The sequence below is a fragment of the Nostoc sp. UHCC 0252 genome, assembly GCF_034931145.1.
Classification (GTDB): domain Bacteria; phylum Cyanobacteriota; class Cyanobacteriia; order Cyanobacteriales; family Nostocaceae; genus Nostoc.
In genome coordinates, this window is record NZ_JAYGHE010000016.1 from 58,475 (window position 1) to 76,486 (window position 18,012).

General features: G+C 37.7%; 10 protein-coding genes and 1 pseudogene. 7 read left to right on the plus strand and 4 right to left on the minus strand.

Features of this window, described 5'->3' with window-relative positions:
* A pseudogene (locus VB732_RS12565) lies at window positions 1–660 on the minus strand (cobaltochelatase subunit CobN); the annotation flags it as partial.
* Between the two features lie 94 nt (window positions 661–754).
* Here VB732_RS12565 and VB732_RS12570 point away from each other — a divergent pair.
* Window positions 755–2,731 carry a GAF domain-containing sensor histidine kinase gene (locus tag VB732_RS12570; RefSeq protein ID WP_323231166.1) on the plus strand — a complete coding sequence of 659 codons (1,977 nt, stop codon included), beginning with the start codon at window positions 755–757 and terminating at the stop codon, window positions 2,729–2,731.
* Between the two features lie 403 nt (window positions 2,732–3,134).
* Here the strand turns inward: VB732_RS12570 and VB732_RS12575 are convergent, their stop codons facing one another.
* The 3 genes from VB732_RS12575 to VB732_RS12585 form a co-directional block, all read right to left on the minus strand.
* The gene (locus VB732_RS12575; RefSeq protein ID WP_323231167.1) at window positions 3,135–3,872 is read right to left on the minus strand and encodes a DUF928 domain-containing protein; all 738 of its coding nucleotides are present in this window, start codon (window positions 3,870–3,872) and stop codon (window positions 3,135–3,137) included.
* Between the two features lie 497 nt (window positions 3,873–4,369).
* Entirely contained in the window at window positions 4,370–6,277 is a 1,908-nt protein-coding gene (locus VB732_RS12580; protein WP_323231168.1) for a CHASE2 domain-containing protein, read from the minus strand.
* A gap of 307 nt (window positions 6,278–6,584) precedes the next feature.
* Window positions 6,585–7,247, minus strand: a complete 663-nt coding sequence (locus VB732_RS12585; protein ID WP_323231169.1) for a response regulator transcription factor — start codon at window positions 7,245–7,247, stop codon at window positions 6,585–6,587.
* A 1,226-nt stretch (window positions 7,248–8,473) separates the two neighbouring features.
* On the opposite strand from VB732_RS12585, the gene VB732_RS12590 reads away from it, so the two are divergent.
* The 6 genes from VB732_RS12590 (at window position 8,474) to VB732_RS12615 (ending at window position 17,964) form a co-directional block, all read left to right on the plus strand.
* Entirely contained in the window at window positions 8,474–8,776 is a 303-nt protein-coding gene (locus VB732_RS12590) for a hypothetical protein (protein ID WP_323231170.1), read from the plus strand.
* A gap of 273 nt (window positions 8,777–9,049) precedes the next feature.
* Entirely contained in the window at window positions 9,050–9,541 is a 492-nt protein-coding gene (locus VB732_RS12595) for a DUF1499 domain-containing protein (RefSeq protein ID WP_323231171.1), read from the plus strand.
* Between the two features lie 95 nt (window positions 9,542–9,636).
* The gene (locus tag VB732_RS12600; protein ID WP_323231172.1) at window positions 9,637–10,137 is read left to right on the plus strand and encodes an MAPEG family protein; all 501 of its coding nucleotides are present in this window, start codon (window positions 9,637–9,639) and stop codon (window positions 10,135–10,137) included.
* A 632-nt stretch (window positions 10,138–10,769) separates the two neighbouring features.
* Window positions 10,770–14,087 carry a PAS domain S-box protein gene (locus VB732_RS12605; protein WP_323231173.1) on the plus strand — a complete coding sequence of 1,106 codons (3,318 nt, stop codon included), beginning with the start codon at window positions 10,770–10,772 and terminating at the stop codon, window positions 14,085–14,087.
* 382 nt (window positions 14,088–14,469) lie between these two features.
* The gene (locus VB732_RS12610; protein WP_323231174.1) at window positions 14,470–15,561 is read left to right on the plus strand and encodes a response regulator; all 1,092 of its coding nucleotides are present in this window, start codon (window positions 14,470–14,472) and stop codon (window positions 15,559–15,561) included.
* Window positions 15,562–16,512: 951 nt separating this feature from the next.
* A complete protein-coding gene (locus tag VB732_RS12615; protein WP_323231213.1) occupies window positions 16,513–17,964 on the plus strand; it encodes a glycoside hydrolase 100 family protein in 1,452 nt (483 codons plus the stop codon).
* The last annotated feature ends 48 nt before the right edge of the window (window positions 17,965–18,012 follow it).

Here is an 18,012-nt window from a genome sequence, read left to right on the forward strand (position 1 = left end):
CGATGAGCCGAGTTCCGAAGTCGATGAACCGAGTTCCGAAGTCGATGAATCCAGTTCTAACTCTCCCCTGCTCCCCTGCTCCCCTGCCTCCTCTGCTCCCCCACTCCCCACTCCCCATTCATACAATCCCACTCGCGGAACTGAACGGGGTAACGGCGGATTGTATGCAGTTAATAAACAACTATCGGAGATAAATTGCAGAGCATTAACAAAATTTTCTACGCCGCCTTCGCTAAAATACTGCCATATTTGGTTAACAATACCCAAAGGCACGGTAGACTGAGAAATCAAGTCGGGATCAAAAGCGTCGTCCCCTGGCATTACAATGAGGTTTTTACCATTACGTTGCACTATTTCTTGCACTACTTCTAAGCCATAACTCCAGTAAGAACGTCCTCCTAACAAGCGCAAAATAATTACCTGGGCAAGTTCTAAAACTTGCTCTCCATAAGTATCTATGCTTAACTGTTGCTGCAATTGCAACAGATTGGCGACTCTTAAAGCAGGAAAGTGTGCAGGTAATTTCGTAACCGCAGCTGCCAAAGTTTGAATGTCGGTATCAGCAGCCGTAATCAACACGAAAGGCGCTGGAGTTTGTTCTAGAAAAATTAAACCCTCTGACTGATTCCATCCACCCGATGTGCTACTTATACGATGCATAATGCTGTGTTACCGTTTTAAACTATTGGTTATTACACGATCAAAACAAACTTTTTCCCTGCATTTAGCTCCCTCTTACCAGTAATGATTAAAAATGCTTAGTTCTCCTGATTTGAGCTTTTCTCGAACCTTGCCTATTGTTGTATTTAATCAGCTTGGGGAATTGTTAGGACAGATGGCTCAAACAGTGGGAAATGCCACTCTGGTACTGACAGAAGCTGTCTTGGCGCGGATTTGCACACCTGTGGAGTGGCAAAGACAAAGGTTTACGTTGGTGGTTTCTGAGCAGTTTAGTGTGCTGTTGCTAGGAAATTTTGAAGAAGAGGAGCAGGGGAGCAGGGGAACAGGGGAGCAAGAAATTGATTCAGCGTTGAATGTGAGATTGACATTTAATTTAGAGGCGATCGCTTCCTTTATTCACGAATTGAGAGATTTGTTTGAGTGCGATTCTTCCACTCACCAAAATCTCGAACGCTATTGCCAAATTATTGGCCCTAATGATGCCACACTCCAAAGTCAATTCTCGCTGTTGTTATTAGAATATCTTTTAACTCAGCCAAACCAAGAAATAATAGCACCTCCAAGCCCAATTGCGCCGACGGTTTATATTTGCCAGCCGGTGGAAGATGCCTTAAAAAAACAGATTTCTCAAGAACGGCTGTTGAATCAGGTAACAACGCAGATCCGTAAAAGCCTAGATTTGCCAGTGATTATGGCAACGGCAATTACACAAGTGCGTGAGTTTCTAGAATTAGACCGATTAGTAATTTATAAATTTGAAGGTTCCAAAGTCAAGACTCAACAATACCAGTCTTCTACAGATGAGGATAACGGCAAACGTTCAACTTCTATCTCAGTAGATAATCAACTACTAGAAGATTACCAACACTATGGCGGTTATATTATCTACGAAGCCCGTGCTACAGATGTCATTACCTGCGTGTTGAATTACACAGAAAAAAATTGTTTTAGGCAAACCTCCCAATGTTGGGAAAAATATCGTCAAGGTTTTACCTTGGCTGTGGATGATGTCGAAAAAACTTATGCTTTGGAAGAGTGTTTGTTGAATTTTTTAAGGGAAAGCCAGGTTAGGGCTAAGTTGGCAGCACCAATTATACTTGAGGATAAACTGTGGGGTTTGCTGATTGCTCATCAGTGCAGTGAACCTCGACAGTGGATTGATAGCGAAAAAAACTTGTTGACTTCCATCGCGGAACAATTAGCGATCGCAATTCACCAAGCTGAGTTAATGCAAACCCTCACCCAAGAAAAACAAACTCTCGAACAACGAGTAATTGAACGCACAATCGGACTACGTGATGCCCTCCTCGCCGCCGAAGCTGCTAGCCGCCTCAGAAGTGAATTTCTTGCTACCATCAGTCACGAATTACTCACACCTTTAACCTATGTAATTGGGATGTCGTCTACCTTGTTACGCTGGCCTTTGGGGGAATTGAGTCAACGACAACGCGATTATCTGCAAAAAATCCACGATAGTGGAGAACATTTATTAGGAATGATTAATGACATCCTCGATTTATCGCAAATCGAAGCTGGGAAAACGGCTTTAAATATTTCAGAATTTTCTTTGGTGAATGTTGCCGAAAATGCTATAAAGTCATTGCAAGAAAAGGCAATCAGCGAACAAATTAATCTCAACCTTGATTTGCAAATCGATCCCAGGCGCGATCGCTTCATCGCTGATGCAGAACGAGTAGAACAAATTCTCTGGAATCTGTTAACTAATGCGATTAAATTTACCCCTGAAAGTGGTAGTGTTACCTTGCGCCTTTGGGTGGAAGATGATACAGCTATTTTTCAAGTGGAAGACACCGGGATTGGTATCCGCGAAGAACAGTTACCATTATTATTTGAAAAATTTCAACAACTCGATACACCCTATCGCCGCCGCTACGAAGGTACTGGACTTGGATTAGCTTTAACTAAACAACTTGTAGAACTCCATCGAGGTCGAATTGAAGTAGAATCAACCATCAGTATTGGCTCTATTTTTACCGTGTGGATACCAACTCAGGCAATAAAAGCGCTCAGTGAAAAGTCTGCTGGGTAAGGGTGGCAATATTTACCAAAGAATTGGGTCTAAAGCCCCGTGCTTCACGCAATGCTTTAAAGTAATGAGTAATGAATAATGAGTAATGAGTAATGAGTAATGAGTAATGAGTTATGGATATTTACTTCTTGCTTCTTGCTCATTACTTTTTACTTCTTACTCATTACTTATTAATGAGTGGATGAAAAATGGCATTTATTTCTTACTTATTACTTCTTACTCATTACTTCAGAATCACCGCGCCTTTAGGTCGGTGAGGATGTCAAATTTCTGGCTGTACCCTTAAAAAATGCCCTAGCCTTGGAATAGAATTGCAAGGCTATACAGCACACAAAGCGGGGATTGTCAGATATAAATAATCACAAAACTGGGTTTCTGACAATTTCTATTCTCCCTACTATTTCTATATTCTTTCGCTGGCAATTTTCTGAAGGTATTCGATGCGTTGCTGAATATTTTTGATATATGCTTCCTTACCCATCAGTATTTCTGATTGGGCAAGTTGTTTAACTAAAGTTGCCCCAGATTGCCCCAGTTTACCTTTATCAGTTGTTTTCAATGCTTCTTCGAGCGCTTCATACCACAGTTCATTTTTGGCATAATGATTTACGCTTGCTGGAATGCTAGTAAATTGTTTGTTAGCAAGTGATTCATTATTAATGACGGTAAATTCTGCACGTCTAACAATTAAGTCGTTTTCGCAGTCAATTGCGATTTGCCATAGATATGTTTTACCCGTTGTGAGTTTGGGGTAATCGAGGGGAAGTTCTAACTTGTTAATCCCGACTATTGTCGGTATTTCTTTAACTTTGCCAATTTGTTTAAGGTTGTTAGCTGAATCCAATTCAGCCAATCGGAATCGCACATTTTGGGAATCTGACATATACCAAGCGAACATCGGCCGAGTGGAACTGGTTTTACCAATATATGTCTGAGGTGCAAGCTGTGTAATTGGGATACCGCCATTACTTGGGCATCCACGGGAACCACCCGCACGGGAATTTTCGCTAGCTGGTTTGCGATCGCGTGGTTTAAACTCAGCAAATGCTGGGACTGCTGTCATGAGAAAAACCACACCCACAAGAAAGCTTGTAAGTCTGCGGTTTTTTTGCCAAAATCTGAGATGTTGATGACTCATCATAAATATTGTTGATTGTAGGATTATCTAAAATTTGGTTTTACTGTTTCTTCTATGGTAAAGCAACTAACCTGATTATACCACAGAGTTTACTACATTGTGTAACATTAGCATTGGTGGTAAATCTTACTTAGTTCTAGAGAATCATGCTTTTGTATAGTTTTTTGTACTACTAAAGCAATGCAAAATGTGGGAGCGAAGAACGAAAGCCTTTCCCTGTAGGCTTTAAAAGTTGTTAAGTGACAAGCTTTAGATACAGGGTTCCGGTTTTATTCTTGAAATTACTTGGCTTAGTAGGCAAGAGACAAAAGGATTATATAATATTCAGGTGTACCGAGTTTTTTTTAAATCAAATACAGTGTATTTAAAGTCAATTAAGGTATAAAACCTAAATCTTAAAGCCTGGCGTAAAGCCCGTTTACCTTCTGTTAGCGTAGCGAGGCGTAGCCCATTCAGAATTCTGAGTTCTGAATTCTGAATTCTGAATTCTGAATTCTGAATTATGTTTTAGGAAAGAGCCGATAGAGCCGTTCTTTGTGAAGTTTCCAACTAAGTTCGCAGATAGTCCCACGAGGGAAAAGTGATTCACGTCGAAAGTCTCCTTTTAATTGTTGAGCAAGTATTTTAGAATCCTTTGTACCTTTATTTTCTAGTTTTGATGTAATTCCTGAACCATTATCTTTCACTGATAATTTATATTTATTTAAACTATAAACGCCTGATGCTTCTACACGCTTGACTCCTTGGGCATGTTTGCCAACATTACACAACGCTTCTTCTAAAAAGAGACAAATCCCGCGTTTGTCTTTCATGCTTAAATACTTATCATCAATCGGGTCAAAATTACGCACTTTGACTTTTAATGTTTTAAAGTTTTCAAAGTCTTTACGTTCTAGTGTACTGGAATAAACTTCATATAACAAATCGTGAAGCGGTCGATTCAATTCAATAATTAATCCGCTACCTAAACGCAAAGACTCTTCTGTGGTTAATGCTTCGAGTTTGAGAAACTCGCCAATTTCTCGAATTTCCCGATCGAGCTTTTCAAATTGTCCCAGTAATTGTTCATAAGGGATATCTCTAGCCCGCATGTGCTTTAATGCATAAGCAAGAGTTTGCAGAGGGCCATTATGAATTACAGTAAAAGTGTGTTGAATGGTGTTTTGCCGTTCGTCAATTTGCGATCGCAAAAATTTATCATGGTGGTAAAATGCAAAAGCACTCAAACCTACTCCATTCACAGCTAATATAAGCAAACTCGGTGTTATAGGAATCCATAGACCCCACACCCACAGCATTATATACCCGCAGCTAAATAGACAAAATCCTGCTACACTCACACTCAGTATATTTTTCCAAACAGATTGGGTTAGCCGTCCGATAATAATCGGCAGAACCCCCCAAACCAATATCCAAATGTACTCTTCTATATCTCCCCAACTGTAGATCATTGGGCGATTATCGATTACAGCACTAAGGATGTGACTAATGGCATGAGCATGATAATCTATGCCATAAATTTGACCGTTTAATTTTAAACCGGGGATAGCCGATGTATAAATAATATCACCCGTACTCATGTTGCGGTTGCCAACTAAGACAATGCGATCGCGCAGTAATTTTGCATCCACTTTCTGATTGAGAATATCGCGCAACGACACAACATTAAAAGGTTGATTACGGTTGCGAAAGTTGATTAAAATTGATAGTCCCCCATCATCAACACGAACGTATCCGCCAAAATTCCGAGTAATCCGAGATAATTCAACATCACGAAATCTTATTGTATTCGGGTCTTTTTTTCCAGTTTCTAAGTTAATTCCTTGTACCTTCAAATATTTAGCAACTAACCGTAATGCTAAAGAATATTTATCTTCGTCGATATTATTAGGATTTGGTGTGTATAACAAATAGCGTCGATTTCTGCTATCCTCATCATTAAGTAAATCGACAAATCCAACTCTTGCAGGTGGCATTTTAGGTGGTAAAGTTTCCCCAGGCGGTAAGATTTTTTCAATGCCAATAATATTAGAATTTGCTCGTAATATCTGCGCTAGTTCTTCGCCACCAGGTTGTACAGGAACATTTTTGAAGATATCCAGCCCAATAGCTAGCGGTTTATAAGTTTCCAGCTTGGTGAGTAACTCTGCAATCTTTGTATCTGGGATTGGATATTGTTTAACCCATTCAATATCTTTTTCATCGATACCCACAATCACGACACGTTCATCAGCTTTTTCTAGCGGACGCAGACGTAACATCTGATCGAGAAGCATCCATTCCCAAGATTGCATTCCTCCAGTTATTCTGATCAACATCACCACAACCAGCACTATTATGCCTGGAGGTGCAGCCAGTGACCATAACCCCAATTCTTTCCAAATGCGATTCCAGATTTTTCTTTTCATCTAGCACTCTTCTATCACTCTGGTTAAAGAAAAATCTTAATTAACTTTTAGACAAGAGGCTTAAACTGCTTTAGGAGATTTATTTTCTCACATTATGGCTACAATTATCTCTCTTGCTTGAAAAGTGTTGTTTAGCAAAAAGTACTGCTTTTTCTCTGGAGAGAGTAATGAAAGAGCGATAACTTCCAGATTAATTTTCCGCATATTAGAGACTTCCAAATGAAAAATATCCCATCCCTACGGGACGCTACGCAAACGCTTTAAGGGCAGGGGGAGGGTAAGTTATAATTTATTTTTTGGAGTTCCCTTAATCAATTAAACCTTCTTCACGGGAACGAATTTCGGTAAGGATTCGCATATTCTTGCCGCTTTGCTTGCAGTCTTCAGGATACACCCCCAAAACATCCTGAATCTTTGTCCAGTAAGTGCGAACTACTCGCTCTGATTTATACATGCGATCGGCGATCGCTCTATCTGTCAAACTTTCTTCAAAAGCCAATCGCAACACATCCAACCATTCTGGTTTGAGTTCGATTCCCGTTTTGATATCTTTGGTATGAGTTGCACCCTGAAGGGCTAAATTAACCCGCATTAACATTTCATTTTCGGGTAATCCTTTGTCTGCGATCGCAAACCCTCCTTGATGATTATCAATCTCATGTTTGATGCGAATTAGCGCCTTCACATAACTAGTTTGCACTATGAAATTATAATTAGGATATTCTTGGAGCAAAGTTTGTAACAGCTTAATTCCGGTATCAATTTCTGCTGTCTCTCCTTGCTGATCGGGAATTGATAAATCCATCACAATCAGGTCAAACTGGTGAGATTGAAGTTGAGAAAGCGCCTCTTTTCGACTCTGAGATTTAATAATAGACGCTTCAGGATACTGACGACTCAAGACATCGAGAGTACCGGTCAATATTAATTGATGGTCATCGACAACAAGAATAACTAGTTTTTTTTCCACGGATAAATCTCCTTAAACGTAATGTTTTGTCAAACTTATCTCTACCATATTTTCATCTAAATTCAGTAGAACGATTGGGAAAAACTGAACTATGTTAATAAAATTAAAGTAGGCTCAAATCCTTTTCCCTCCTGCTTTCTGCCCTATTTTGATGATCAATATTCACACCGACTTACTTATAACTTTCTGAAAGAAGCAGGAGGCAGAAGGAACGCGCTTTTTCTGATTACCCCTTTTTAAGAGGGTCGCCGCAGGCGGGGGGATCTTATCCGAACCATATTGAAAGCCTTGCGTAGGCGTAGCCCGTCGTAGACATCGCTTCGTATACAAAAGCTCTAAAATTCAGAAATAGCAAAAGTTTTCCGAGAGTGACACAAGCTGTTTAGTAGCGATCGCCCCTTATGGATGTAAAGAAAGCTTGCGATTTCTTAGGAGAGGGATAAGAGTACTCCAAGTAAAAAAATGCTCAATTGTCATTGCGAGCGAAGCGAAGCAATCGCAAGGGCTGGGATTGCTTCGCTTCGCTCGCAATGACGGGTTTTGGATCATTTATTTTTTGGAACACTCTAACAATCGCACTGATAGTTAGGATGGGGTAAAACTCAAGCTAAAACCTTAGTAAATCAGGTTTCAGGTAAGGTTTTGAGAATTTATGCAATAAATATATTGAATTCGGGTGGTCGTTTCTTGAATTCGGGTAGTCGTTTATTGAATTCGGGTAGTCGTTTCTTGAATTCGGGCGGTCGTTTATTGAATTCGGGTGGTCGTTTATTGAATTCGGGTGGTCGTTTATTGAATTCGGGTGGTCGTTTATTAAATTCAAGCAGTGGTTAAGGTGGGGTAAAACCCAGATTCTTGAACAACTTCAGACTTGTGTGTACACCGTAGCCAATACATACGGGGAGGGTTAGGGTGGGGTGAGGCGGATCGTGATGGGAAGCCAAAGAACTGAATATCACGTCTTGACAAGGGTTTCACGTTAAGTTGACACCAATACATAGCTATGTGCCCCTACAAATTTCTGTACCTCATTATGATTGGGAACCGCTATAACACCAATGCACCCCTGTGATCCCCTACTTATATATGAATATGCTTTTCCGCTCTCATCTATGCAATTAGATAGTTGAAAATAAAACTGTCTGAATGTTTTAATATTACTAATTAGGATACTTTAAGTTTGTTTTGGAAAGTTTCTAATTTTAGCTAACTGGCAATTGAAAGTTATGGAAAATACAGAAAATACATTAGTCGATAAAATCTTCCGTGACAGCGAAGGCAACATTGTTATAGCTGAACCGCCAAATCTACCTCTTATTATTTGGATAGTAACCAGTCTACTTGCTCTAATTTTGACGACTGGCAAAATCAATACACTGTTAGATATACTTGCAAACGGCTCCTTATTTACTTGGGCATGGCTAGAATTATTTCAAGGTGTTAATTATTTCCGTAGAGCGCTCGGTCTATTAGCGTTAATTGGTCTTATTGCATTCAAAGTTATTAATGATAGTGGATTTAGTAGTTAAGCAAAATTATATAGAACTACTGTCTGATTTTTGAATAAGAATTCAGGAGTCAGAATCAAGACGCTTGCGGTTTTAAACGCTGTACTAATCGAAGAAGTAGTACAGTTTTTTGGTGTTTAGGGACAAATACAAAAAGGGGGAAATGTCAGAATTTGCCTGTAAAATAAGTATAAATAGCAGTATACTCAAAATTCGTTACTTCCTTGTCTAATAAGACTGCTACTTTAAGAGAAAATAATTGAGTGCTATTTAACCTTGAGGAGTAAATTTACCATGTCCCATCTGCTAAAAGGCTTCCGGCAGAAATTCTTGCTGAGTATCACTTTTGTAATACTTCTAACTTTGATTAATAGTTTAATATTTCCTGCTGCTACTTGGGCTGCCTCTTCTAGGTTGGGAGTTGATAATGGTTATCTTAGTTCTTGTCCGGCTTCAGATAACTGTGTTGTGAGTCAAAATGCAGATTCTAAACACGCCATCGACCCAATTACTTATCATCGAGATCGAGATGCAGCTAGAGAAATCTTACTAAAAGTTCTTAGCGTTGTCCCACGCACAGAAGTTATAGAACAGACTCCTAATTATATCCATGCTCTTTCTAAAAGCCGCATCTTTAAATTTGTTGATGACGTAGAGTTTTATTTACCTCCCAATGAGTCGGTAATTCATCTGCGTTCGGCATCTCGCGTAGGAGAGTCGGATCTTGGTGTCAACCGCAGGCGTATGGAACAAATTCGTTTAGCTCTCTTGGATTTAAAGATTTGATTTTACTAGGCGTGAGAAGTGCCAATATTATTAAACAAAAAGCCAATTAACCCTTCTATTTCACTGCGATCGCTCTGTACAAGTTCGTAAGTCTGTTGAATAATACAGCAGCAGTTGGCGATCGCGTCTTCATAACCTGCCGCAGATATCGCTCAATTATCAAGCTAAAGTACTATACTTTTTTAGTACATGAGGATTTTGATATGTCGCCCTGGACTAGTCTGATAACTGCTCTGACACTATTGCTCTACTTGGTCATTACAATTAATGTTGGTCGAGCCAGAGCCAAGTATAAAGTACCACCTCCACACATGACAGGAGATGCAGATTTTGAACGAGTGCTGCGTGTTCAGCAAAATACTCTAGAACAATTAGTTTTTTTCTTACCCGCTTTATGGTTGTTCTCTTTCTATGTCAATCCATTATGGGGGGCGGGTATTGGCGCTATCTGGCTTGTTGGCCGAATTGCCTACGCTTGGGGATATTATCAAGCTGCCCAAAAGCGGGCAATTGGTTTTGGCATTAGTTCTATTAGCAGTACGGTGCTGCTTTTGGGTTCGCTCGTTGGCATCATCCTGTCTTTGGTGCAGCCATAAATCATTTGCATTTAGGAGGCGATATTAATCGCGTGTAGTTTTGCGCGACTTTTCAAATAATCGGGCGGACATGATACCATTATGGTCGTGTTGATTGCTGATATCTAACAAACAGCCAGCACGACCATATACCATGTATGCAATCTTGATTTGGAACAGCTTATAACTCTAATACAGCGTTTTCAGGTAAATGAAGTACACAAATAGGGGCACAGCATTGCTGTGCCCTTAAGATTATCTGTACTTAGGAAGTTGCAATCGGCTGTAATAATTCTTGAGCGGATTCCGATTGTTGTTGAAGTCATATTATCGTACTTAGCGATCAATCAATACCAGAGGAAATGGGCTGTAGCACGTGTTTGAGCAACAAATATAGTGGTAGAACCTGGCGTAATGATAAATGTTGCGATTATGAACACAAGCCTACATTTTAAAAATTAGTTATTTTTATTTAAATAATAATTTAAATTTATTTGAAACTTGTCGGGTTGCATTCATTAACAATTTTCCCATATTCTAATTAAATAGAAATTAATCATAGAAAATACTGATGTATTTTGGCAATTTATAAGTAATATTTTACTTATATCTTTTTTAAAGATATTTCTTGTTTAAGATATCTATTATAAATAATGCGTATTAACTCTGTCATATCTGATAATTTACAACTGGCGATTATTCGTCATCCGATCATTGTTAACTCTGAAATTCTGCTTCCAGATGTAATTGCACTAATCAATGAAGTGCCAAGTAATTGTGATGGCTCACCAATCAAAGATACCAATTATTTGATAAACTCAAATAAAGACATAGATAGCATCACATCTCAAGCTACTAGTTGTGTTTTAGTTATAGAAAAATCGCAGTTGCAAGGAATAATTACGCAGCGAGACTTAATTAAACTGACAGCACAAGGCAAGAACTTACAGGAAATCAGCGTTGCAGAAGTGATGACAAAAGAGTTAATCACATTGAAATTAACAGATTTCAAAGATATTTTTACTGCGTTAAATTTGTTGAAAAAACATCGGATTTGCCATCTGCCTATTGTCGGAGAGAAAGGAGAATTTATCGGATTAGTTACTCTTGCTAGTCTGCTGGCAGTTTCGATTCAACAAGCTAGACTCTACAATTATGCACAAGTTAAACTTGCAGAACGCCAAAGAATCGAGGCGGAATTGCGATTAGAGCGTAATTTTATTTCGGCTATTTTGAATTTAGCAGATGCTCTAGTTATTGTACTAGATTCTCAGGGGAAAATTGTTCGTTTTAATCATACTTGCGAACAAGCTACGGGTTACGCATTTGATGAAGTGAAGGGAAGATTTATTTGGGATATAGTGCTATTAACTGACATAAGAGAATGTATTAAAGCTATTTTTCAAAATTTAGCAAATAGAGAATTTCCTGAACGTTACGAAACTTGTTTAGTTACTAAAGATAGCGAACGCCGCTTAATTTCTTGGTCAAACAAGGTTTTACTTAATCAGGATAATCAACTTGAGTATATCGTCTGTACAGGTATTGACATCACTGAGAGTCGAAAAGCACAAGAGGAACTCCAGCAGACTCGCAACTTTTTACAGTCAATGATTAATAATTTACCTGTAGCAGTCTTTGTTAAAGATGCCAAACCAGAAAGTTTTGGCACATTCAAACTTTGGAATCATACCTGCGAACATATTTTGGGCATCACAGCAGAGCAGGCTATTGGCAAAACAGATTATGAATTCTTGTCGAAAGAACAAGCAGACTTTTGCTACCAAAAAGACTTAGAAACTTTTGCTAGCGGTGTACCTGAAGATATTCCTGAAGAAGCTATTGACAGCCCCAGTTTTGGTAAAAGAATTTTACATACAACTAAAATTCCTTTGTATGACAAAGACCAACAACCCGAATATCTGTTGTGTATTTCTGAGGACATTACAGAATACAAACGAGCAGAAAAAAATCTGCAACAAGCAAAAGAGCAATTACAAACTGTTTTAGATGCAGTACCTGGATTTGTTTCCTGGGTAAATTCTGATGGATATTATTTAGGAGTTAATCGCCATTTAGCTGAAAGTTTTAACTTGACTACCGATGCTTTTGTTGGTCAAGAATTGGGCTTTATGGAAAATAGTCCGCAATTTACAGAATTTATGCGTGAATTTTTAACTAGGCAAGGTGTGGCAGATTCTAGGGTGATTGATGCTACAATCGACGGTAAAATATGCAATTACTTGCTAGTCGCTCAAAAATATCAAAATAACACAGCTGCTGTTGCGATAGGAATTGATATTACCAAACGCAAACAAGCTGAAATAGCCTTACAAAGTTTAATAAAAAGTACTGCTTCTACCACTGGACGTGATTTTTTTCCAGCATTAGTTGAGCATATTTCTTCTACTTTAGATGTTCCTCACACTTTGGTAACTGAATTAATTGATGGGCAAGTTCACACTTTAGGATTTTGGTCTGATGGGCAGTTACAATCTAATATTTCCTATGATCCGAAATCAACGCCTTGTGAAATTTTGCTCAAGCAAGGATTTTACTACTGTCCTTCAGAAATTCAGCAACTTTTTCCTCCTGCTAAAAGATGGGTGGCGATGCAAGCCGAAAGTTTTATGGGAGTTATTTTGAGTGATGATTTTGGTCAACCGATTGGCTCACTATATATAGTAGATAAAAAACCCATACCTGACCAACATAAATTTGAAGGAATTCTCAAAGTCTTTGCAGCTAGAGCATCTGCTGAATTGCAACGCCAACGAGCGCAAGAAGCCCTACAAAAACTTAATCAAGATTTAGAACTTAGGGTTAAGCAACGCACTTTAGATTTACAAAAAAGTGAGGCAGAACTCAGGGCTATTTTTAATCAAGCAGCTGTGGGAATTAAACTAGAAACTCTAGATGGTGATTTTATTAAAGTTAATCACAACTTGTGTGAAATTTTAGGCTATAGCCCGGAAGAAATCCTGAAGAAAAACTTTAGAGATATCACACATCCAGAGGATATAAAAACCCATCTCAATAATTTGCAAAAACTAATAACAGGAGAAGTAGAAACATTTTCTATAGAAAAGCGATATTTACATAAAAACGGTGATGTAATTTGGGTAAATTTAACAGTTTCTCTAATTCGAGATCAGATTGGCAAACCCATTTATGTAATTGGGGTAGTTAAAGATATACGTGAAAGAAAACAAGCCGAAGAAAATATTTGTAAAGCTTTAGAGAAGGAAAAAGAACTAAATGAGTTAAAATCTCGTTTTATTTCCATGACTTCCCATGAGTTTAGAACTCCTTTAGCTGTCATTGCTTCTTCTGCTGGAATTTTAAACAGTTTTAGCCATAAATTAGATGAACAAAAAAAGCATAAACATCTCCAGTGTATTCAGACTTACGTTCAACATACTACTCAACTCTTAGATGATATTTTGCTAATTAATAAAGCTGAAGCTGGAAAATTAGCATTTGAGCCAACTTGTATTAAATTGGTAGATTTTTGTCATTCATTAGTGGAGGAAATTCAACTAAGTTCTTCCAGCCATAGCCTAGTCTTCTGTCCCCAGTACTGGGGTAATTCATCAATAGATGATCGTTTTAGAGCTTGGATAGATAAGAAAATTCTGCGACAAATACTGAGCAATTTGCTATCAAATGCTGTCAAATATTCACTAGATGGTAGTAAGGTTAAAATTGATTTATTAATTAAAGATCAAAGCGCAGTTTTTCTAATTCAAGATGAAGGTATTGGTATTTTACCAGAGGAACAGCAGAACTTATTTGAACCATTCTACCGAGCTAGTAATGTTGGTAATACGCCAGGAACTGGATTAGGCTTGGCGATAGTCAAGAAGTGTATAGACCTTCATAGAGGGAGAATTATTCTTGCTAGTCAGGTGGGAATAGGTACAACATTTAGGGTGGAACTACCAGTAATTATAAGCCATGCCCTCAATTGAAAGTATTTAATGTGTTAGTAATCAATAATTTTAGGGAATAATAGCTACGGGATATGATTTAGATTTTAATGTAGTTTAGCAAATTCTCGGCTTGGAGAATATATTATAGAACTACATCTATAGATATAATAATTAAAAACTGATTTATGGCATAATTCATATTCTTATAAAGCTCATTCTTTGAAGGTTATATAAAGCTACTTTACCTAGATTATAATGGTCTATGTTTGGATGTAATATAGGGATTTTTATTTAGATGCGGTACAAAAATATATCACAAGCTGTAGGGACGCTGCACTGCTAGATATTTCGGGTATACCTCATGTAGACGCAAAGCACAATATCATATATAAAAACATATTTGTAAATTTATATTTATTAAATGAACACAATTCTAATCATAGAAGACGAGCCTCAAGTTCGGGAAAATATACAGGAAATTTTACAACTTTCTGATTTTGATACTTTGATAGCTCCAAATGGTCAAGTTGGATTAGAAATTGCCCAACATAAATTACCTGATTTAATTATCTGCGACATTATGATGCCGGAGTTAGATGGTTTTAGTGTATTGTCTGCTCTACGTCAAAACCAAGCAACTATTAATATACCTTTAATATTTGTCACTGCTAAAGCAGAGCGCTCAGATTTTCGTCAGGGTATGGATTTGGGAGCAGATGATTATTTAACGAAACCATTTAGTCCTGAAGAACTACTCAGTGCGATCGCTTCTCGTCTTGAAAAGCACGCTTTGGTTGAGCGCCAAACTCAAGCCAAGCTAGACGAACTCAGAATGAATATTGCTCACTCATTACCTCACGAACTGAATACTCCTTTAAATGGTATTCTTGGTATGTCACAGTTGTTAATGGAAAATTGTGACATCATGCCTAATTCTGAGGAAGTCGAAATTGCAGAATTAATATATACATCGGCAAATCGTTTGAATGCATTAGTTCAAAGATTTTTATTGTATAGCGATTTAGAATTAATAGCTAAAAATCCTGAAAAGATTCGTCAAATTCAAGAAAAAACATATCAATGTTTTGCTAAAAAAACTATTAGTGAAGTTGCTCTCAAAAAAGCTACAGAAAATTGTAGACAAAAAGATTTAAAGCTAGATATCCAAGAATCCACAATACAACTACCAGAAGAAAAATTAATTATCATTATTGAAGAACTGCTTGATAATTCTTTCAAATTCTCTTTACCAAGTAACGAAATTAAAATTATGAGTAAGGTAGAAGGGAATAGATTTAATTTATATGTAATCGATAATGGTAGAGGAATGACAATTGAAGAGATTAATAAAATTGGAGCTTTTATACAGTTTAATCGAAAACTATGGGAGCAACAAGGCTCTGGTTTAGGGCTGGCTATTGTTCAGCATATAGTGAGATTATATGGCGGTGAATTTACAATCGATAGCATTCCTCAGAAAGAGACTGTTATAAGTCTTTGTCTGCCTTGTTAGGGTCTGCTTACATCGTGGCAGAAGGCAGGAGGGCAGATAGCGTGATGGTAATAAAATTACAATTTCAACGAGTGTAGCCCAAGAGTGAAGTGCCCCATCCAATAAAAGCGTTACCAAAGACTAGCCATGCAGCAACCCTTATTGATTTTGTCTTCTCTGTGGCTAGATTGGTTAAATAAAATACTTTTTAACCGCAGAGACAAAAAAGAGACTATTGATAAAGTAAATTTTAAGTAGAGTGTGTTATGGCTTTGCTATTACGTACCGTGTTACATGACGATGCGTTAGGCATTTTGATGAAGTTTTTGATGAGAAATTATCTAAAAAGATGCGCTTAACACACCTTACTATTGTCGCAAGGCTAAAATAGTGTATTACAGAAAAGCAGAAAACATTAATTTAGCTCACCTAATTTCAAGTAGGTTAAAATATATAACTCTTCAGAAGTATTGACATCTTAAGTTTTTCAAGAATTCATCTTGCATATTTTGACAAAACGTTATAAATTAATAGTTTATAGGGGAATAGTCTAACCTATTAGTGTTAAAAAGTAATTCTGCTCAAGTAAATACACTGCGACCAGCTTTAACTTCATACAAACCTTAAACAGCACTGAAGATATGTTTTTGTTTGGTAAAGCAAAGATTATGTAAATGAAACAGAACAATAAATAATCTAAAAATATATCTTGTATGACTGCTTTTAAAAAGCATCTTACTGTTTGCGGTGAAGAATAAAAACTAAAAATTCACCAAAAGAGTAATTGATTATAAGAAAATTAACTACTAATAAAGCTGTATCAACACCAGCAGATTTATTCTTTGTTAGTTAATTTTTTCCAGATTATGTTTGCTATTCAAAGAATTGTTTTTGTTATGCTGAGAATAGCAAAAATTAGAAATGAAGACGCATCTACCACAAATTCACAACCCCTATGGAGTTATTCTGGCGATGCACCTAAATGAATTGGAAACTACTGAAAATTTAAAAGAAGTGGAAGAAGCGTGGCTAACACTAGAAAAATCAATCCTCTACTATCAAGGTCGCCCTGTTGGTACGGTAGCCGCTTATGATTCATCTGTAGAGGCACTGAATTATGACCAGTGTTTTGTTCGGGATTTTGTCTCTTCTGCTTTAATTTTTCTGATTAAAGGTAGAACAGATATTGTTCGCAATTTCTTAGAAGAAACCTTAAAATTACAGCCTAAAGAAAAGGCATTAGATGCCTATAAGCCTGGACGAGGATTAATCCCAGCTAGCTTTAAAGTTGTATCAGACAATGGACAAGAATATCTAGAAGCAGACTTTGGCGAACATGCGATCGCTAGAGTTACACCCGTTGATTCTTGTTTATGGTGGATTATTTTGTTGCGTGCTTATGTAGTCGCCACTGAAGATTTTTCTCTGGCTTATCAACCTGAATTCCAAAATGGTATCAGGTTAATCATGGAAATCTGCTTGGCTAATCGCTTTGATATGTACCCAACGCTATTGGTTCCAGATGGTGCTTGTATGATTGACCGTCGTATGGGCATTTATGGGCATCCTTTAGAACTACAAGTTCTCTTTTACATGGCATTGCGTGCGTCTCGTGAACTACTAATTTGTCAAGGAAATTCTGATATTGTTGAAGCCATTGATAATCGGTTGCCTCTTTTGTGCGCTCATATTCGCCAGCATTATTGGATAGACATTAATCGCCTGAATGAAATTTATCGCTTCAAAAGTGAAGAATATGGCAAAGGCGCTGTGAATTTGTTCAACATATATGTAGATTCTGTTCCTTATTATGAATTAGATAAGTGGCTACCAAAAAAAGGTGGTTATCTAGCGGGTAATATCGGGCCATCGCAGCTAGATACTCGCTTCTTTTCACTCGGCAATTTAATGGCGATTATTTCAGATTTAGCCACCGAAGAACAGTCACAAGCGATTATGAATCTCATTGAGAAACGATGGGATGATTTAGTGGGAGATATGCCGATGAAAATTTGTTTCCCAGCTTTGGAACATGAAGAATACAGAATTGTAACGGGATGTGACCCTAAAAATATCCCCTGGTCGTATCATAATGCTGGTAGTTGGCCAGTTTTGATGTGGATGTTGGCAGCTGCGGCTGTGAAAACTAATCAAATAAGTCTTGCACAAAAGGCTATTGAAACTGCTCAAGGACGGCTCAGTACAGATCAATGGCCAGAATATTACGATGGTAAGAAAGGGCGACTAATTGGCAAACAAGCTCGGAAATATCAAACTTGGACAATTACTGGATTCTTATTAGCAAAAGAACTGATGGCAAACCCCACTTATTTACCATTAATCAGCTTTGGTAAATTATCAGCAGAACAGGTTTCTAGAGCGTGTGAGTTTGAAATTGCCAGTGTAGACTCGTATAATTCGTAATTCGTAATTTGTAAAGAGTTGGGAGTTAGAATACAAAAGCCTTCTGAC

Bases quoted from the DNA above. Each gene is read 5' to 3' on its own strand.
- VB732_RS12590 (WP_323231170.1), top strand. From the start codon at position 8,474: ATGGAAAATACAGAAAATACATTAGTCGATAAAATCTTCCGTGACAGC.
- VB732_RS12570 (WP_323231166.1), top strand. From the start codon at position 755: ATGCTTAGTTCTCCTGATTTGAGCTTTTCTCGAACCTTGCCTATTGTT.
- VB732_RS12575 (WP_323231167.1), bottom strand. From the start codon at position 3,872: ATGATGAGTCATCAACATCTCAGATTTTGGCAAAAAAACCGCAGACTT.
- VB732_RS12595 (WP_323231171.1), top strand. From the start codon at position 9,050: ATGTCCCATCTGCTAAAAGGCTTCCGGCAGAAATTCTTGCTGAGTATC.
- VB732_RS12605 (WP_323231173.1), top strand. From the start codon at position 10,770: ATGCGTATTAACTCTGTCATATCTGATAATTTACAACTGGCGATTATT.
- VB732_RS12580 (WP_323231168.1), bottom strand. From the start codon at position 6,277: ATGAAAAGAAAAATCTGGAATCGCATTTGGAAAGAATTGGGGTTATGG.
- VB732_RS12615 (WP_323231213.1), top strand. From the start codon at position 16,513: ATGCACCTAAATGAATTGGAAACTACTGAAAATTTAAAAGAAGTGGAA.
- VB732_RS12610 (WP_323231174.1), top strand. From the start codon at position 14,470: ATGAACACAATTCTAATCATAGAAGACGAGCCTCAAGTTCGGGAAAAT.